Raw genomic sequence first — 17,677 nt, forward strand, 5'->3', positions numbered from 1 at the left:
AGCCCCGTAGGCTATACAAAACGGGTACGGGTCATGCCCAGCTGGCGCGCCTTGGCATTCATTTCGCGCACAAAAGCGTTCATGCCGCCCGGGTAGGTTCGGCCTAGCGCATGAGCTGCCCGGTTTTCCGACGACATCAGGGCTAGATGCAGCAACTCGCGGCGCGTCAATGTAGTGCCAACGGACAGCCGCGAAGATGATTTTTTGACCCGGTCAATGTCATCCGCCGTAATGACGATCTGCTCGTTCATGTTCAGACTGGCAGTAGTAATGATCAGTGCTGTCATCAGTTTGCTGATCGACGCAATGGGCCGGATCACATCGGCGTTTTTGGAATAAAGTATACGGTTGTCAGTCAGATCGACCACATAGGCGACCTGGGAACGGACAATACCACCGTTATCGGCCTGGCCGACAACGGTGCTGGCCAGCGGAAGGGCATCATAGGTTGGGCTTCCATCGTCTTCCTGGGCGAAACTGGAAACGGGTACAATGGAACCAGTGGTTAGCACCACGGCCAGACATGCGGTCAGGGTTTTTCTAAGATATTTTTGCATAGGTTCGTCACGGGCAAATTAGATCAGGGTCAGCGCAATTATAAATAAGATTTGAAAAAAAATATATTTATTAATGGGTTAGAGGCGATATCTAAATTTACTGTTAAGTGGATCGCTTAAGCTTTAGCTTGTATTTTAACAACAAAATAAACGATAAAGGCAGACAATAGACGTAAATTCGGCTATTTTTGGCTAAAACACTCTAAATTGTATCAAATGTTTTCCTGAGGGAAATAGGTAGAAAAGCAGGCGACTTTTCCCTGAAGCGTCAGGGTAAATATCGCAATTGCATGGTTATTGCGCATGAGACGGGGCCAGGGGCGATAAAATAACGCTTTCCTGTTCAGGCAATTTTCATTTACTCCGGTTTTTATTGTGTCAGATACTCAACATCAGCACCAAATTGCATACGGCTGTGCCGCCTTGACCCCGTTTCAGAAAGAGCGACTGCTTGTGGCGCTTGCCCAGGCCGGGTTGCCTGTGCAGGACATGACTGCCCGCTACGAGCACCACGTTTTCATTCACGGCGTTATGTCTCAGGACGATCAACAACGGTTGAATCAGCTTCTCAACTACGGCACCGCCCAGGCAGGCGTGCCGGCGCAGGATGCATTGGTGCTGCGGGTCCTGCCACGTCTGGGGACATTATCACCGTGGGCCAGCAAGGCAACCGATATTGCACACAATTGCGGCTTATCGGCGGTGCGGCGCATAGAGCGGGGCATTGAATACCGGTTTGTTCCAAAAAAAGGGTTGCTGGGCGCCAAAAAGCTTACGCAAGAGCAGCTGTCGCAAATTGCAGCGCTTGTCCACGACCGGATGACAGAGACCGTTGTAGATTCGGCCTTTGATGCTTCAATATTAATGCAAACTTTGCCTGGCAAGCCGCTGGCGCAAATTCCGGTTCAGGCCCGCGGCAGGACGGCGCTTGACCAGGCCAATGAGAACCTGGGTCTGGCATTGTCGCCTGTGGAAATAGATTATCTGCTGACCTCGTTCAGCGAGCTCGGACGCGATCCCACTGATGTCGAGTTGATGATGTTTGCGCAGGCAAACAGCGAACATTGCCGTCATAAGATTTTTAACGCCAGTTGGGAAATTGATGGCGAGAAAAAAGAGGATACCCTGTTTGGCATGATCCGCAAGACACATGCGGCACAGCCCAAGGGAACCGTGGTTGCCTATTCGGATAATGCTGCCGTCATGGAAGGTGGGCCGGCAAGCCGGTTTTTTGCTGGCTTGCCGGCAGAGGATCACACTGCGGCGGCGCCCAGGTACGGTAGCCAGATGCGTCTGACCCATACATTGATGAAAGTGGAAACGCACAACCACCCAACGGCAATTGCGCCATTTCCAGGCGCGGCCACCGGCGCCGGCGGGGAAATCCGCGACGAAGGGGCAACCGGGCGAGGTTCCAAACCCAAAGCGGGCCTGACCGGATTTACCGTATCCAATCTGAATCTGCCTGATATCGCCGAATCGCGTGAGGCCAAGCCTTATGGCCTGCCTGATCGAATTGCCAGCCCGCTCGACATCATGATTGAAGGCCCAATCGGTGGTGCTGCGTTCAATAACGAATTTGGCAGGCCAAATTTGCTGGGCTATTTCCGTACCTTCGAACAGACGGTCGATGGGGTGCGCTGGGGCTATCACAAGCCGATTATGATTGCAGGTGGCCTGGGCAGCATTGACGCTGCGCTTACCCATAAAGATGTCATACCGGGACAGGCGCTGCTGATTCAGCTCGGCGGGCCCGGCATGCGTATCGGGATGGGAGGCAGTGCCGCTTCGTCCATGAGCGCCGGCGCCAATACTGCACAGCTTGATTTCGATTCGGTCCAGCGCGGCAATCCGGAACTCGAGCGTCGCGCCCAGGAAGTGATCGATCGCTGCTGGCAATTGCAAGAAGACAACCCGATCATTGCCATTCATGATGTGGGCGCGGGCGGCTTGTCCAATGCGTTTCCTGAATTGGTCAATGATGCGGGCCGCGGCGCGATTTTCGATCTGCAGCGGGTTCATCTGGAAGAGTCCGGCCTGTCGGCTGCGGAGATCTGGAGCAATGAGGCGCAGGAACGCTATGTGCTGGCCATCCTGCCTGAAGACCTGTCGCGTTTCGAGGCGATTGCTGTGCGCGAACGCTGCCCGTTTGCCGTCGTGGGAGTAACCACGACAGAGCGCCATTTGAAGGTCTCTGATGGTCAGGGCTTGCCGGGATTCTCCGAACCGCAAGCCGCAGCGCAGGCCGAGGCCCCTGCGCCGGTGGATGTGCCAATGGACGTTATTCTGGGCAAACTGCCTCGCATGAAGCGTCAAGCCGAACACAAGGCACGTACGCTGGTGCCAATGGACGTAACGGGATTGGATCTTGCCGATATTTCACTGCAAGTCATGCGCCACCCGACGGTAGCCAACAAGTCATTTCTGATTACCATTGGCGATCGCACCGTGGGCGGCCTATGTTCAAGGGACCAGATGGTCGGCCCATGGCAGGTGCCTGTGGCCGATTGCGCGGTTACGCTGGCCGATTATGAATCAGTGCGCGGAGAGGCCATGGCGATGGGCGAGCGTACGCCGCTGGCTATTGGCAACGCGCCGGCATCAGGTCGCATGGCGGTTGCCGAAGCGCTGACCAATCTTGCCGCAGCCGATGTCGCTTCGCTGGAAGACATCAAGCTGTCAGCCAACTGGATGGCCGCTTGCGGCTTCGAGGGTCAGGACGCCGCACTGTTTGATACAGTGAACGCCGTCTCAATACTGTGTCAGACGATTGGTCTATCTATCCCGGTAGGCAAGGATTCATTGTCCATGCGGACACGCTGGGACGAACAAAACCAGCCCAAAGAAGTGGTAGCACCGGTTTCGCTGGTTGTAACGGCTTTTGCGCCGGTGGCCGACGTACGCAAAACCCTGACGCCGCAACTGGTAACTGACCAGGGCGATACCACTTTGATTCTGCTCGATCTGGGGCAGGGGCGACAGCGCCTGGCCGGCTCGGTATTGTCAAATGTGATTAACCAGTATGGTTCCGACGTTCCTGATCTGGACGATCCTGCGTTGCTCAGAACCTTTTTCCTGACCATCCGTTCGCTGGTCGCGCGCGGGCTGATCCTGGCCTATCATGACCGTTCCGATGGTGGTCTGCTTGCTACGGTAGCCGAGATGGCCTTCGCAGGCCACGTGGGTGTTTCCATCAACCTGGACATGTTGACGTTTGACGAGACCTCTGCCGATTGGGGGGATTATAAAATTCGTCCCGAACAGGTGGCGGTGCAACGCGATGAATTGACGGTCAAGGCGCTGTTCAACGAAGAAGCCGGCGCTGTTATTCAGGTGCGAGCCGAACAGCGTGATCAGGTGCTACAGGCCTTGCGTGAAGCCGGGCTGTCCCGCATTTCAAATGTAATCGGAGCGCCGAACACCTCTGACCAGATCGAATTTTACCGTGATGGCCGCCGTATTCTCGGTCTGGATCGCGTCGATCTGGGTAAGGCCTGGAGCCAGGTTACCTACGAAATCATGAAACGGCGCGATAATCCGGCCAGTGCCCAGGCTGAGTTCGACAACTGGGACGAGCGCAAAGACCCAGGCCTGAATGCTGTTATTAGCTTTAATCCCCAGGAGCCGCTGGCCGCGCCCTTTATTTCAAGTGGCATACGTCCTAAAATTGCCATATTGCGCGAGCAGGGCTGCAATAGTCAGGTTGAAATGGCCTGGGCCTTCGATAAGGCCGGCTTTGATGCCTACGACGTGCATATGACCGATCTTCTGTCCGGTCGCTCCTCGCTTAACGACTATCAGGCCATGGTGGCGGTTGGCGGCTTCAGTTATGGCGATGTGCTTGGCGCTGGCGAAGGGTGGGCACGCACCATTCGGTTTAATTCGGCGTTGTCTGCACAGTTCGCTGCCTTCTTCGCGCGGCCCGACGTCTTTGCGCTGGGCGTGTGTAATGGCTGCCAGATGCTGGCTACGCTGGCTGACATGATCCCTGGCGCACAGGATTGGCCACGGTTTACCTATAATCAGTCAGCCAAGTACGAAGCCCGCCTGAGCCTGGTGAAAATTGACCAGTCTCCGTCCATCTTCTTTAACGGCATGCAGGGCAGCCGCCTGCCGATCGCGGTGGCGCACGGCGAGGGCTTTGCCGATTTTGGCCTGCAAGGCGATATCAATGCCGTCCAGACAGCCTTGCGTTATGTATCGAACGCGGGGTTTGTATCAGAGGCCTATCCGGCCAATCCCAACGGCAGTCCGCAGGGTATTGCCTCTGTCACGACGGCAGATGGCCGGTTCACCATTATGATGCCGCATCCAGAAAGGGTTACGCGCAATGTCATGATGTCCTGGCATCCGGACAGTTGGGGCGACCAGGATACGGGTGGCGACTACACGCCGTGGATGCGGATGTTCATGAACGCCCGTGTGGCCATGGGATAGAAAACGGTTCGCGCAGCGGGGAATTTCTCGCTGTGTGGGCGAACCCGGTTGATTCCGTTCGGGCGCAAGCGTATAATTTTGCTTTGCGCCCGGAGTTATTTCATGCGTCTCATTCAAAAAGCACTTACCTTTGACGATGTTCTTCTGGTACCTGCGTACTCAAATGTGTTGCCGCGCGACACGTCTCTCAAAACTAAACTTACCCGTAATATCACACTGAATATTCCGCTGGTATCGGCAGCCATGGATACGGTTACCGAAGCACGTCTGGCCATCGCGATGGCTCAGGAAGGCGGGATCGGGATCATCCACAAGAACATGACCGCAGATGAGCAGGCCGCAGAAGTGGCTCGCGTCAAACGTCATGAGTTCGGAATTGTTATCGATCCGGTGTCGGTCACATCAGACATGAAGGTGCGCGATGCCATTGCCCTGCAGAAAAAGCATGGCATCTCCGGTCTGCCCGTGGTAGACAACGGCAAGGTGGTTGGCATCGTGACCAATCGGGACTTGCGTTTCGAAGACCGTCTTGACGTGCCGCTCACCTCTGTGATGACGCCCAAGGAACGGCTGATCACCATGCATGAAGGTGGCACGCTGCGCGAAGCCCAGGCCTTGATGCACAAATACCGTCTGGAACGTGTATTGATCGTCAATGACGATTTTGAATTGCGCGGGCTGGCTACCGTCAAGGATATTGTTAAAAATACGGAACACCCCTACGCGTGTAAGGACGAATTCGGTCAATTGCGTGTCGGCGCAGCGGTCGGCGTGGGCGAGGGCACCGAAGAGCGTGTACGCAAGCTTGCCGCAGCCGATGTCGACGTTATTATCGTTGATACCGCACACGGCCACTCCCAGGGAGTGCTTGATCGTGTACGCTGGGTGAAAGAGAATTTCCCGGAAGTTGACGTGATTGGTGGCAATATTGCCACTGCCGAAGCCGCCAAGGCGCTGGTGGATGCTGGAGCCGATGGTGTCAAGGTAGGTATTGGTCCGGGCTCAATCTGCACCACGCGAGTTGTCGCGGGTGTGGGTGTTCCCCAGATCACGGCCATTTCCGATGTTGCCAAGGCGCTGGAAGGCACTGGCGTACCGCTGATCGCCGACGGCGGCATCCGCTATTCCGGCGACGTGTCCAAAGCGCTGGTTGCGGGCGCCTTTGCCTGCATGATGGGCGGCATGTTCGCCGGCACTGAAGAGGCGCCGGGCGAAGTCGTACTGTTCCAGGGGCGCTCCTATAAGTCCTACCGGGGCATGGGTAGTCTTGGTGCCATGGAAAAAGGCTCTGCCGACCGTTATTTCCAGGATCCTGCCAACAACGTCGACAAGCTCGTGCCGGAAGGTATTGAAGGCCGTGTACCATATAAAGGCAGTGTGCTGGCCATCATTTATCAGTTGGTAGGCGGTATCCGCGCTTCCATGGGCTATTGCGGTTGCGCCTCGATCGATGACATGCGTACCGTGCCGCAATTTGTAGAGATTACCTCTGCCGGTGTCCGCGAATCGCATGTGCATGATGTGCAAATCACCAAAGAGGCACCGAACTACCGCGCCGACTAAGTACAGCCGCACCAGTGTGCCACGCATGCCGTGGCACACTGCGTGATCGGCACCGAAACCCGGGACCAAACCCGGCGTTGTTTATCACAGCGCCGGGTTTTTATTGTCCCAATAGATTACATCAGATTGTTGCGGGCAGTGTCGCTGGCGACCATGCAAGTGATGCAACCAGGATTATCTCAGTTGGCCGATGAAGCAATAATCAGTATCGATGGATCTACGGTCAATGTTCATTCGGGCAACGTTGCTGCACGTTATCGCAGCGACGACAGCGCCAGCAGTTTTTCAGCCACCATGTTCGGCGCCAGCAACGGGGCCGAATGAGAGCTGTTCAGTTCTGCCCAGACCCAGTCTGGCTGGTCTTTTACCCAGTCATGCGAGGCTACGACCGGCTTATAGGGTGGAGTGGTGCAGGCCAGATAGATTTTTTTCACGCCTGCACCTAATGGCGCGTTCAGCGAGAGCGCACTGGCATAGGTGTTGATTGGATGCGGCGTCAATTTTCCTCGTGCGAATGTGTATTGCTCAGTATCGGCGGGAATGCCCAAATGAATCGGATCCGGTGCGGGAATGCCATATCCATGGTGTGCCTGGGCAGAAGCAGTCAGTGCATTGACCACCTTATCGGGCAAAGTCGCAAACGTGGACTGACCTGAAGGCAGCACAAAGGCATCCAGGTAAATCAGGCGGTCCAGACGATCTGCGATACGATCCGCAACGCCACTGATGATCAACCCGGCAAAACTGTGGCCGACGAGAATTACGTTGGCAAGTGCTTCGCCAGCGCCGGGTTCACACGTATTGGCAAGAGCTCCGGATATCGCCGCACCAGGCCCTGGCGAGTCTTGTTCAGGTGCTGTGGCATTATTGCAACTGTCATTGAAATCAGTAGATGAGCCGGCAAGCGCCGGCGCCGTTTGCGGGTGCAATATTGCGGTTTCGATATCCTCAATGAACGTGTCAAGCGAAATGGTTGCTGAAAGTTCGGCAGCGCGATCTCCCAGACCTGTCAGCGTGGGGGTATACACGATATGCCCCTGATCCCGTAGCTGTTGCGCAACCTCGTCCCAGACCCAGGCTCCGTGCCAGGCACCATGGACCAGCATAAAGGTTTTTGCTGAGGGAGCAGGATCGGTAAAGGGTTGATTCTGGGTATTTTTCATTGATTCAGGGCCTTTGCTAGGTGAGCGAAACAAGGGGTAAAACAGACACGCTGTCCTGGCGTGCGGTGCTGCGTTCGTGCGCCAAACGATCGCGCTTGCGTTCAGGGCGGCGGCACGGGAAACAAGCCTGACTGTCACATCTTATACGCAGTCAGGTTTTGACACCGTTTTGGGCGTCACAGCCATTATAATGTCGTCTTCCAATTTCTTTTCTTTTGTCCTCAGGCGGATATAGCATGCATCAGCGGATTCTGATTCTCGATTACGGTTCACAGGTTACACAACTTATTGCGCGACGCGTGCGCGAAGCAGGGGTGTTTTGTGAAATTCACCCCGGCGATGTCGATGCTGCTTTTCTTGCAGAACAGCAGAGCCTGGGGCTCAAGGGCGTGATTCTGTCCGGCAGCCATTCGTCTGCCTATGATGAAGCGTCACTCAAGGTGCCGCAGCAGGTATTCGAGCTGGGCGTGCCGGTGCTGGGCATCTGTTACGGCATGCAGGCCATGGCCTCGCAATTGGGCGGCAAGGTCAGCTGGTCCGATCATCGTGAATTTGGCTACGCTGAAGTGCGCGCGCATGGCCATACCGCACTGCTCAAGGACATTGCCGATTTTGTCACGCCAGAGGGTCATGGCATGCTCAAGGTCTGGATGAGCCATGGCGACAAGGTCTCTGAACTGCCCGACGGCTTTGTGCTGATGGCTTCTACGCCTTCATGCCCGATAGCTGGCATGGCCGACGAAGCCCGCCATTTCTATGGCGTGCAGTTTCACCCGGAGGTGACTCACACCACGCAGGGACGGGCGCTGTTGAACCGCTTCGTTAATGACATTTGTAACTGCAGCAATGACTGGAACATGCCCGACTACGTCGAAGAAGCGGTGGCGCGCATCCGTGAGCAGGTCGGCACCGATGACGTGATTCTGGGGTTGTCCGGCGGCGTGGATTCATCCGTGGCCGCAGCATTGATCCACAAGGCCATCGGTGATCAACTCACTTGCGTCTTTGTAGATCATGGGTTGCTTCGCCTGAATGAAGCAGAGCAGGTCATGAAGATATTTGGCGAACACCTTGGCGTCAATGTGATTCATGTCGACGCAACTGACGCCTTCATGGGCAAGCTGGCCGGCGAAACCGACCCGGAAAAAAAACGCAAGATTATCGGTCGGGAATTTGTGGAAGTGTTCCAGGATGAAGCAGGCAAACGCAAAAGCGCGCGCTGGCTGGCCCAGGGCACGATCTACCCCGATGTGATTGAATCGGCCGGCGCCAAAACCGGCAAGGCCGTTGCCATCAAGTCGCATCATAACGTGGGTGGCCTGCCGGAAACGCTGAATCTGCAACTGCTGGAGCCGCTGCGCGAGCTGTTTAAGGATGAAGTGCGAGAACTGGGTCTGGCGCTGGGTCTGCCGCATCATATGGTGTATCGCCATCCATTCCCCGGCCCCGGCCTGGGCGTGCGCATTCTGGGCGAAGTCAAGAAAGAATACGCCGATCTGCTGCGCAAGGCTGATGCGATTTTTATTGAAGAACTGCGCAACACAACCGATGAGGAATCAGGCAAATCCTGGTACGACCTGACCTCCCAGGCCTTTGCCGTGTTCCTGCCAGTCAAATCGGTGGGTGTCATGGGCGACGGCCGAACTTATGATTATGTGGTCGCGTTGCGTGCGGTGCAGACTTCTGATTTCATGACGGCTGACTGGGCGCAACTGCCATACCCATTACTGGGTCGTGTGTCATCTCGTATTATCAACGAAGTGCGCGGCATCAACCGGGTGGTTTATGATGTTTCCAGCAAGCCGCCTGCGACGATCGAGTGGGAATGAGGTTGATTTATAAGTTATAGATTTAACTTCAAAAATTTTGACTCGATAACTATATCTCCCACATCATTAAAGGTGTTTTTCATGGTGTCCGGAAGGTATACCGTTGAGAAAAACACCGGTACCACCACCGTGTTAGTGATGCCGGCACGGTATCGGAAGGGCTCTCGGGTAAGCCGGAGCAAGTTTCTAGGATTCTTTGATATGAGTACTTTACCCCCCTGTTCCCAATGCAAGTCCAGCCTCACCTATGAAGATGGTAGCGGGCTCTACATTTGTCCCGAATGCGGCCACGAATGGCCGGTTCAAGCCGAGGCCGTGGCTGAGTCGGACGAACGTGTTCACCGTGACGCCGCCGGAAACGTGCTGCAAGATGGAGATAGCATCACCGTCGTCAAAGACCTGAAACTCAAGGGATCGGGCGGGGTCGTGAAGATGGGGACCAAGGTCAAGAATATCCGCCTGGTCGATGGGGATCATGACATTGACTGCAAGATCGATGGATTCGGCGCAATGAGCTTGAAGTCGGAGTTCGTGAAGAAAATCTGACTGATGGCCTAATGAGCGGCCCAACGCGACGCCATGTGGACCTCGACAGTGGCATGCTCCTGGCGGGGGCCGATTGGGATAGCATGGTATTTTTCGCGGTATCAGCAGAATTTATTGTATTGGTGTATTGATTTGAAAGTTGTTTTTCTTCTTGTTTATAACTGAGTGAGAGTGATTGCGCGTCTGGCGCCGCCAGGCATCTGATGCCATAAAAAGCCACTAAGCCCGCGTTGCGGGCTTAGTCATGTGCACCCTGGCAAGCAGCCCGTATGGGCCGCTTCCGGGTGTTCCTAACGAGAGTTTGACAGTGCCCACGGGTTGAGTAGTGGCGCACCTGTTGCCTCAAAATCAGCCGTGTTTCGCGTGACAACTGTCATTCCGTGCACAAGCGCCGTGGCTGCTATAAGGGCGTCCCGTTCAGAGCGGGGATCTGGCACCTGCAAACGAGCACACTGCAATGCAACTGCGGCATCTATCGGTAATGAGCGTTCGGCAAATTCCGGCATGACATAAGCTTCAAGCCAAGCCCTGAGCTTCGAGCCTTGGGCTGAGTCGCGCCGTTCGATCCGCAGGATGCCAATTTCAATCTCCATCACGGTCATGGCGGAAATATAGAGTTTCGCAGCATCCACGCTGGTTAGCCACTCGATTACGTTAGCGTCAGCTTTTCCGTCTCCTGCCTTGCGAAGCTCGGAAATAACGTTGGTATCGAGAAGATACATCACGACAGGTCTGCCGTCCGGCTTTGGATGTTGGCCCGTGCTGGGTCGAACTCAATATCGGATAGTCCCGGCACAGAAAGTGCGTCAACGATATTACGGCGCTTCCCGGTGATACGTTGGTACTCGTCTATACTCAGTAATACGTGGGCTGGCTTGCCACGATCAGTGATGAAGACCGGGCCTTTTAGCGCCGCCTTTTTTGCTCGACCAATATCTTGATTCAACTCTCTGCTGGAGATTGTTGTAATGCTCATGATTCCCCATTTATCTTTACGTGATTGTATGTGGTAACGTTACTACATTTTTTTCAACGATGCAAGGCTGACGCTGAGTCCATTGATTTGGGCGTGCGAAATCTATCGTGTAGCGATGTCTGGGCCATTTTTCTGTACAGCAAGAATGAACATCACAATCTTGTTGTTCGCCGCCAAATGTTGCCTTGCTCCATTAAAGCAGTTCTCCGCCGACCGGCTTGGCATCAAGCCATTGCCGATCTTTAAGGGCGAAGTCAGCCGCTGTGTCGCATTGAGTCAACAACTTATCGAGGGCGTAGTGAGGCCGTGCTTGCGGTTTTATTACCAGACGACCGTTGTCGAGGGCTAGACTGATCTTGGCTCCAACTTCTAAGTGAAGCAACATCGCATATCTGAAGGAGAAGGGCAGTGGGTGCTGCCTTCTTCCCTTAATGCGCTGGCTGGGCCACTGCTGGCCGAATGCGCGGATGGCGCTGAAATAGTACCGCCACCGGTACGCCAATGGCGATGACCATCGTGCAGAACGAATAAATGGCTACTTCAATGCCCCAATGGTCGGCAATCCAGCCTATGCCCATCATGGGAATCATGCTGCCGACGTAACCGGCGACCAGGTAAGTAGCCAACAGTCCTGAGCGATTGCCAGGTCCGGCCAGGCGGGTGATCATGCTCATGCCGGCAAGCATGGTCATGCCGTGTCCGATTGCCGTGAGCAATACGCCCAGCGCAAACAAAATGGCTGAGCTGGCGTGTAAGTTCAGCATGAGAATCGCGTTGCTTAGCGCCAATGCGATTGTGCCTGTAGCGCCGCACCAGTCAATAGACATACGCCCGGCAATCACCTGAACGGCTGCCGAAGTAAACAGGATCAATGCAATAGAGGTGCCGCTGACGACTGGGCCGTCCCAGGGTACCAGTTTGCCCAGAAACAGTGGCGCCATGGAGGCATACAGGCCGAAAACGCCAAATGCAAGAAAAGGCAGGCAACAGGTAAGCACAAATGCCCCCGAACCGTTTGCGTCGGGCCAGGTCAGCTTTGGCAAAATATCGTTCAATGCCAGGCGTGGGCCGGCCTTGGGTTTAATGGTGTCGGGCAGGGTCAGGCAGCACAATACCGTTAAACCCAGGCTGCCCAGGATCAGGGTCGGAACATAGGCGAGTGTCAATGGCACAGGGGCCCATTGCCCAATGATGCCACCCACCAAAGGTCCCAGGCCGAAGCCAAATGCCATCAAGAAACCAGTCATCATGGCCACGCGCTGTACGCTGCCGTGGCGGGACAGTTTGGATAACCCCTGGGTCGCACTGGTGGTCACCATGCTTGAGGCCACCCCCACGATGAACCGTCCGATATTCAGGCTGGTCATGTTCCATGCGATCAGGCTGATGGCTGTTCCGAGCAGGACCAGCGCCAGGCCCCACTGCATCATCGGGCGAAAGCCGACACGGTCAGGCAGGCGCCCCAAAAACAACAAACCACACAACGCACCGCCCATGTACATGACGTATATGAGCGAGATATCGCTCGTTTGCAGTTGCCAGGCCTCTTTATAGAGCGCATACAGGGGACTGATGAGTGCGGTGCCCATCACGCCAACAATCATGGCAAAACTCACCCAGGCGAAGGGCGATACTTTTAATTTCATTTTTCAACCGTATATTTTCTGGTGCAGGGGGAAAGCAAGTGCAGCGTCATTTGTTTATTTGTCCCCGGACTCGAGCCGCTCCGAAATTTTTTCCAGGGCCCGGCGGGTGATTTGTATTTCATTTGCAGAAAGATCGGCCAGTATGGTTTGCTCGATTTCCATGCTTTTCTCCAGGATCAGCGCCGCCACCTTGCGACCGGCCGGTGTCAGGGCAATGCACTTGGTGCGACGGTCGGCCGGGTCGTTATCCCATTGCACCAGTTGCGCCTTTTGCAATTGCGCCAGCACGCGTACCAGGGATGAAGAGTCCAGATACAAAGCCTGGGCCAGGTCTTTCTGGCGCAAGGCTTTGTCTTGCACGTATAGCACCAGTAGCGGCATGCGCGTGGCATCCGATAGTCCCAGGTCTTTGAAATTCAAATCGATCTGGCGGCGCCACTGTCTATATACGCTACCAAGTAGAAAACCAAAACGGCTACGAGCCTGGAAGGGTTCATGCGAGGAAGGACGGTTCGCTGAATATTTAGTTTGCATGCAAAGTATATTACTACGGGTTTACCCTTAAAACAAGTAAAAAATGAGCAATAAAGATCCACCAAGGTAGTTCAAGAGAATGAGCAACAGACGCCAACAGCAGCCACACTAAGTATTTGAACGTCCCGCTACACAATAGGCCTTGTCTGTACCGGGATCTGTTACGCCCACGGGCTACGCTTACCCTGCATTGAGCGCATTGGCTTTTGCGAAAAAGGCCCGGGGGTATAAGCGCCGTCCAGCGCCAATGCTTGAAAATACGACGAACGCAGGCCAGTTTCAGCCGCGGACGGTGTCCGCGTCGTGCGACTTGCTGCGCATTACCTGCGCGCAGCGATCCTGAGGTTTTCTGTGTTGATGACAGGTATTTGATGGGCAATGATCGTCAATTGTTATATATAATGAGAACGAATGTCATTATCGTTGTTTTTTGTGTTGGGGCGGCACTTTACCGAAAGAGGGGCTCATGACCGGTAGCCAGTCAGTTTTGCAGCGGCAAATCCATATCCTTTATCAGGATCATCATGGATGGCTGTACCAATGGCTGCACAGAAAACTGGGTAACCGATTTGATGCGGCCGACCTTGCTCATGATACCTTTACGCGAGTACTGGCAGGGTATCGACAGAATTCGATTCCGGTATTGGATGAGCCGCGCGCCTACCTGACGACCGTTGCCAAGCGACTGCTAATCAATTTCTATGAACGGCAGTCTCTGGAACGCGCCTACGAGGCGTCGTTATTGCAGCTGCCACAGCAGCACATGCCATCCGTGGAAGAGCGGGCGATTCTTCTGGAAACGCTGCAGGAGCTCGATACGCTGCTGGACGCATTACCCGCTCGTGTGCGCACGGCGTTTATACTTTGTCAGCTCGAGGGCATGAGCTACGAGCAAATTGCGGCGCATCTGCAGGTGAGTGTGCGCACAGTCACGCGTTATATGGCGCAGGGCTTCAAACAATGTCTTACCTTGATGCTGGCGCAAGCGGCGTGAATTCCACAAGAACGCCCGAACCGCAGCAAACGCAATTGGTGGACGAGGCTGTCAAATGGCTCGTGCTGATGCATTCCGGGCGTTTCAATGAGGCCGATGCGCAGCGCTGCGCCCACTGGCGTGGGCAAAGCTCCGAACATCAACGGGTCTGGGAAAGCGTAGAGAAACTGAACCGACAATTCGAATCCGTGCCAGGCTCGCTGGCCATGCCAGTATTGAACCGGCCCCGCGTTTCCGAAAATCGTCGCATGATGCTCAAAACTATTGCGCTGGCCATTACGGCGCCTTCGGCGATGTGGCTCGGTTACCGGGCCATCCCCTGGGATTCGCTCAATGCCCAGTACCGCACCGGCACGGGCGAACGCCGGGACGTGGCGCTGGCGGACGGAAGCCAGCTCAGCCTTAATACGTCAAGCGCTGTGGACGTCGTCTTCGATGCCAGGCAGCGGCTGGTGTTGCAACGCTCGGGAGAAATTCATATCCAGACGGCACACGGTCCTCAGGCTGGTGCGCGTCCCTTTGTGGTCAAAACGCAGCAAGGCAGCCTACAGGCATTGGGTACCCGATTCGTCGTGCGCTGTACGCCTGACCGTACCCGGTTGACTGTGCTGGACGGTGCCGTTCAGGTGCGGCCACTGCATTGGTCCGAGACCCAAATCGTACCGGCAGGGCAGGAACTGGATTTCAGCGCAGATCGCTTGGGCGCCAAGGTGCCCGCCTTGCCCGGCGTCGGGCAATGGGTGCAAGGTGTACTGTATGCCGAACAAATGAGACTTGCCGATTTTGTGGCCGAACTCGCACGGTATCGCCCGGGTATTTTGCGATGTGATTCGTCTGTGGCCGATATTCCAGTATCGGGCGCCTTCCAACTGAATAATACGGACCGGATTCTTGAGGCGCTTGCCCAGACTCTGCCGGTGCAGATCCAGTTTCGCACCCGTTACTGGGTAACCGTTGCAGCACGGTAGCAGTGGTTTTTGCGGAAAAGAAAAAATTTCAATTATTTTGTCCTGTTTTTACAACTGGCCTGTCATGTCTATAAGAACCTCAATTTACTGACTTTGTGACAGGAACTTTTTTCATGGCTGATCTGACTTCAGATTCCTATTTGCTTGAACCTGCGTGTGGCGCACGACGTCGCATTAGCGCTGCAGTGCTTGGCGCCTTGTATGCGCTGGGCCTGACCGCCACGCTGGCGCCTGCACCGGTCTGGGCCGCCGAACCCAGCACTGCGCAGACGCGTAACACGTACAATATTGCTCGCGGTGAACTGGGACCCGCGTTGCTCAGTTATGCGGGGCAGGCCGGCGTCAATTTGAGCATCGATATGGATGCCACCCGCGGCCTGAAAACGCAAGGGCTGACTGGCCAGCATTCTGTACAGGGTGGCTTTGAGCGACTGCTGGCTGGCACCGGCCTTCGCATACGAAAGGTAGGAGATGGCAACTATACGCTGGACACTGCTGTGGCGCCTGTTGCTGCCACGCCGTCCGTGTCTGCAGTGCAGCAGACAACAGCGCCTGTGACCGAATTGTCTGCCATTACCGTGACCGCGCGTACACAAAGTGATTTGATGTCGCCCACCCGACAGGTTGCCGTTATTGACCGGGAGCAGCTGGATACATTGCGTGCCGGATCCGACAGTGTGGCCACCGTATTGAGTAAAGTGCTGCCAGGCATGGCTGACTCCAGTCATACCATTACCGATTATGGCCAAACCCTGCGCGGTCGCAATATGCTGATCCTGGTTGACGGTATCCCCTTGAACACCAACCGTGATTCTTCGCGTAACCTTGCCAATATTAATCCTGCCGATATTGAGCAAATCGAAGTACTGCGTGGCAGTAGCGCTATCTACGGCAGCGGTGCGGCCGGTGGCATTGTGTCCATACGCACCAGGGGATACGACGGCGAGCCTCGTGCCGAGACCACGGTTTCGGCGACGACACCATTGTCCCGCCTGGGCGCTGCAGGCCTGGGCGGCGGCGTGCAGCATTATTTTTCCGGTGGCAATGACAAAATCGATTATTCGCTTAGTCTGGGCGCCAGCCATACAGGTGGGTCGTACGATGCACGCGGTACACGCCTGGCTCCTGAACCGAGCCAGGGCGATCTTTTTGATTCGAATATCTACAATATGTCCGGCAAAGTAGGTCTGCAAATTGATGAGAATCAACGCCTGCAGTTGTCCCTGAGCCACTATGACGCAAAACAGAATACCGACTACGCGTCCGACCCAAGTGTCGCCCGGCAGCCGCCCGGCAGCACCGGCGCGCGAAGTATCCGGGGACTGGAGCTGGACCAGCAAAATCGCATTCGCAATACGATGACCAGCCTTGAATATCAAAACCGTGACATTGCTGGCAGCACCCTGGCCGCACAAATTTACTATCGCGACTTTTTCACACGCTTTGCCCCCTTTGATGCACGCGGCGTATCTGTCAGGGGTGCCAACGTGGACCAGGTAACGCAAAAATCAAGCGTATTCGGCGGTCGCCTGACCATCAAGACGCCATTGACGTCCGACAAGAAGACACAGTTGACCTGGGGTATGGATTTCAACGAAGAGCGCAGTGAAATGCCGCTGGATGTGTTTGATCCCTACGAATATGACAGAAGCGGCGGTTTGCATTTTCGCAAAATCGACTCGCTGACTTACATGCCGCCGATCACGACACGCAGCATCGGCGCGTTTGCCCAGCTGGAGCATCGCTTTAACGAACACTGGGCAGTGCAGGGCGGGGCACGGTATGATCGCGCCAGCGTACGTTTTGACGACTTTACCCCATTGTCGCAATCGCGTGTGGCCAATCCGGGGCGGGTATCCGGTGGAACGGTCCATTATGGCGCGTGGAGCTATAATGCTGGTGTCGTTTATACACCAGTCAAAGGCCAGGAGTTCTATGCGTCCTTCAGCCAGGGTTTTGAACTTCCCGACGTGGGCGTCCAGGTGCGAAATGCCACGCCGGCCTTCAATTTTGGCGCTTCAAATCTGGAGCCTGTAAAAACCGATACCTTTGAGCTGGGTTGGCGCGGGACATTTTCCAACGTCGCTGCCAACCTGACCGTATTTCAGTCGAAATCGGATCTGGGCGCGCTGCAAAGTTTCAATAATGGCCTGACGCTGCTGCGAACCAAAGAGCGCATTTATGGGATCGAAGGCGGGCTGGATTATTACAGCGATGATAATCAGTGGGCACTGGGTGGTACGTTCACATGGATGAAAGGTGAAGAAAAACCGGAAGGCAAGGACAGTTACCAGAACATGACCGGGTATCGCATTCCACCATTGAAATTGACCGCCTATGTGGAATACACACCCTCTGCGAAATGGAGTCACCGGATACAAGCGACGCATTTTGCGTCGAAAGACTATCGACTGGACGAAAAAACCAGTTTCGGCCGCTGGGAAACCTCGGGCTACACAACGGT

The 17,677-nt window shown here is 55.2% G+C and carries 12 protein-coding genes and 1 pseudogene; 7 read left to right on the plus strand and 6 right to left on the minus strand.

What is annotated here, in order from left to right; genetic code table 11:
* Positions 1 to 14: 14 nt before the first annotated feature.
* Positions 15 to 431: pseudogene (locus ACTIKR_RS15765) on the minus strand (serine hydrolase); the annotation flags it as partial.
* A gap of 498 nt (positions 432 to 929) precedes the next feature.
* On the opposite strand from ACTIKR_RS15765, the gene purL reads away from it, so the two are divergent.
* Together purL and guaB are read left to right on the plus strand one after the other, a co-directional pair.
* The gene (gene purL, locus ACTIKR_RS15770; RefSeq protein WP_442328332.1) at positions 930 to 4,994 is read left to right on the plus strand and encodes a phosphoribosylformylglycinamidine synthase; all 4,065 of its coding nucleotides are present in this window, start codon (positions 930 to 932) and stop codon (positions 4,992 to 4,994) included.
* A gap of 102 nt (positions 4,995 to 5,096) precedes the next feature.
* Positions 5,097 to 6,557 (plus strand): IMP dehydrogenase, encoded by a 1,461-nt coding sequence (gene guaB / locus ACTIKR_RS15775; protein ID WP_193086779.1) that lies wholly within the window; start codon positions 5,097 to 5,099, stop codon positions 6,555 to 6,557.
* A gap of 254 nt (positions 6,558 to 6,811) precedes the next feature.
* Here guaB and ACTIKR_RS15780 read toward each other — a convergent pair whose 3' ends face one another.
* Positions 6,812 to 7,720, minus strand: coding sequence for an alpha/beta hydrolase (locus tag ACTIKR_RS15780; RefSeq protein WP_442328325.1), 909 nt, complete (start codon positions 7,718 to 7,720; stop codon positions 6,812 to 6,814).
* Positions 7,721 to 7,956: 236 nt separating this feature from the next.
* On the opposite strand from ACTIKR_RS15780, the gene guaA reads away from it, so the two are divergent.
* Both guaA and ACTIKR_RS15790 read left to right on the plus strand, forming a co-directional pair.
* On the plus strand, positions 7,957 to 9,549 hold the full coding sequence (guaA, locus tag ACTIKR_RS15785; protein ID WP_442328326.1) for a glutamine-hydrolyzing GMP synthase: 1,593 nt from the start codon (positions 7,957 to 7,959) through the stop codon (positions 9,547 to 9,549).
* Between the two features lie 201 nt (positions 9,550 to 9,750).
* Positions 9,751 to 10,095: a zinc ribbon domain-containing protein YjdM gene (locus tag ACTIKR_RS15790; RefSeq protein WP_442328327.1), complete on the plus strand. Its 345-nt coding sequence runs from the start codon at positions 9,751 to 9,753 to the stop codon at positions 10,093 to 10,095.
* A 290-nt stretch (positions 10,096 to 10,385) separates the two neighbouring features.
* Here ACTIKR_RS15790 and ACTIKR_RS15795 read toward each other — a convergent pair whose 3' ends face one another.
* From ACTIKR_RS15795 to ACTIKR_RS15810, 4 genes are all read right to left on the minus strand, one after another.
* Complete coding sequence (locus ACTIKR_RS15795) at positions 10,386 to 10,817, minus strand: type II toxin-antitoxin system VapC family toxin (RefSeq protein WP_442328333.1); 432 nt, start codon at positions 10,815 to 10,817, stop codon at positions 10,386 to 10,388.
* Positions 10,817 to 11,071 carry a type II toxin-antitoxin system Phd/YefM family antitoxin gene (locus tag ACTIKR_RS15800; RefSeq protein WP_442328328.1) on the minus strand — a complete coding sequence of 85 codons (255 nt, stop codon included), beginning with the start codon at positions 11,069 to 11,071 and terminating at the stop codon, positions 10,817 to 10,819. Before ACTIKR_RS15800 ends, ACTIKR_RS15795 begins: the two co-directional genes overlap by 1 nt.
* 428 nt (positions 11,072 to 11,499) lie before the next feature.
* Positions 11,500 to 12,717, minus strand: a complete 1,218-nt coding sequence (locus ACTIKR_RS15805) for an MFS transporter (protein WP_193086784.1) — start codon at positions 12,715 to 12,717, stop codon at positions 11,500 to 11,502.
* Positions 12,718 to 12,771: 54 nt separating this feature from the next.
* Positions 12,772 to 13,251, minus strand: coding sequence for a MarR family winged helix-turn-helix transcriptional regulator (locus tag ACTIKR_RS15810; RefSeq protein WP_193086785.1), 480 nt, complete (start codon positions 13,249 to 13,251; stop codon positions 12,772 to 12,774).
* A 466-nt stretch (positions 13,252 to 13,717) separates the two neighbouring features.
* Here ACTIKR_RS15810 and ACTIKR_RS15815 point away from each other — a divergent pair, with 466 nt between their 5' ends.
* The 3 genes from ACTIKR_RS15815 to ACTIKR_RS15825 form a co-directional block, all read left to right on the plus strand.
* Positions 13,718 to 14,245: a sigma-70 family RNA polymerase sigma factor gene (locus tag ACTIKR_RS15815; protein ID WP_442328329.1), complete on the plus strand. Its 528-nt coding sequence runs from the start codon at positions 13,718 to 13,720 to the stop codon at positions 14,243 to 14,245.
* Positions 14,212 to 15,213, plus strand: a complete 1,002-nt coding sequence (locus tag ACTIKR_RS15820; protein WP_442328330.1) for a FecR domain-containing protein — start codon at positions 14,212 to 14,214, stop codon at positions 15,211 to 15,213. Before ACTIKR_RS15815 ends, ACTIKR_RS15820 begins: the two co-directional genes overlap by 34 nt.
* 113 nt (positions 15,214 to 15,326) lie before the next feature.
* A partial coding sequence (locus ACTIKR_RS15825; RefSeq protein ID WP_442328331.1) for a TonB-dependent siderophore receptor occupies positions 15,327 to 17,677 on the plus strand: 2,351 nt, incomplete at its 3' end.

Source organism: Advenella sp., from assembly GCF_052108595.1.
GTDB lineage: Bacteria > Pseudomonadota > Gammaproteobacteria > Burkholderiales > Burkholderiaceae_B > Advenella.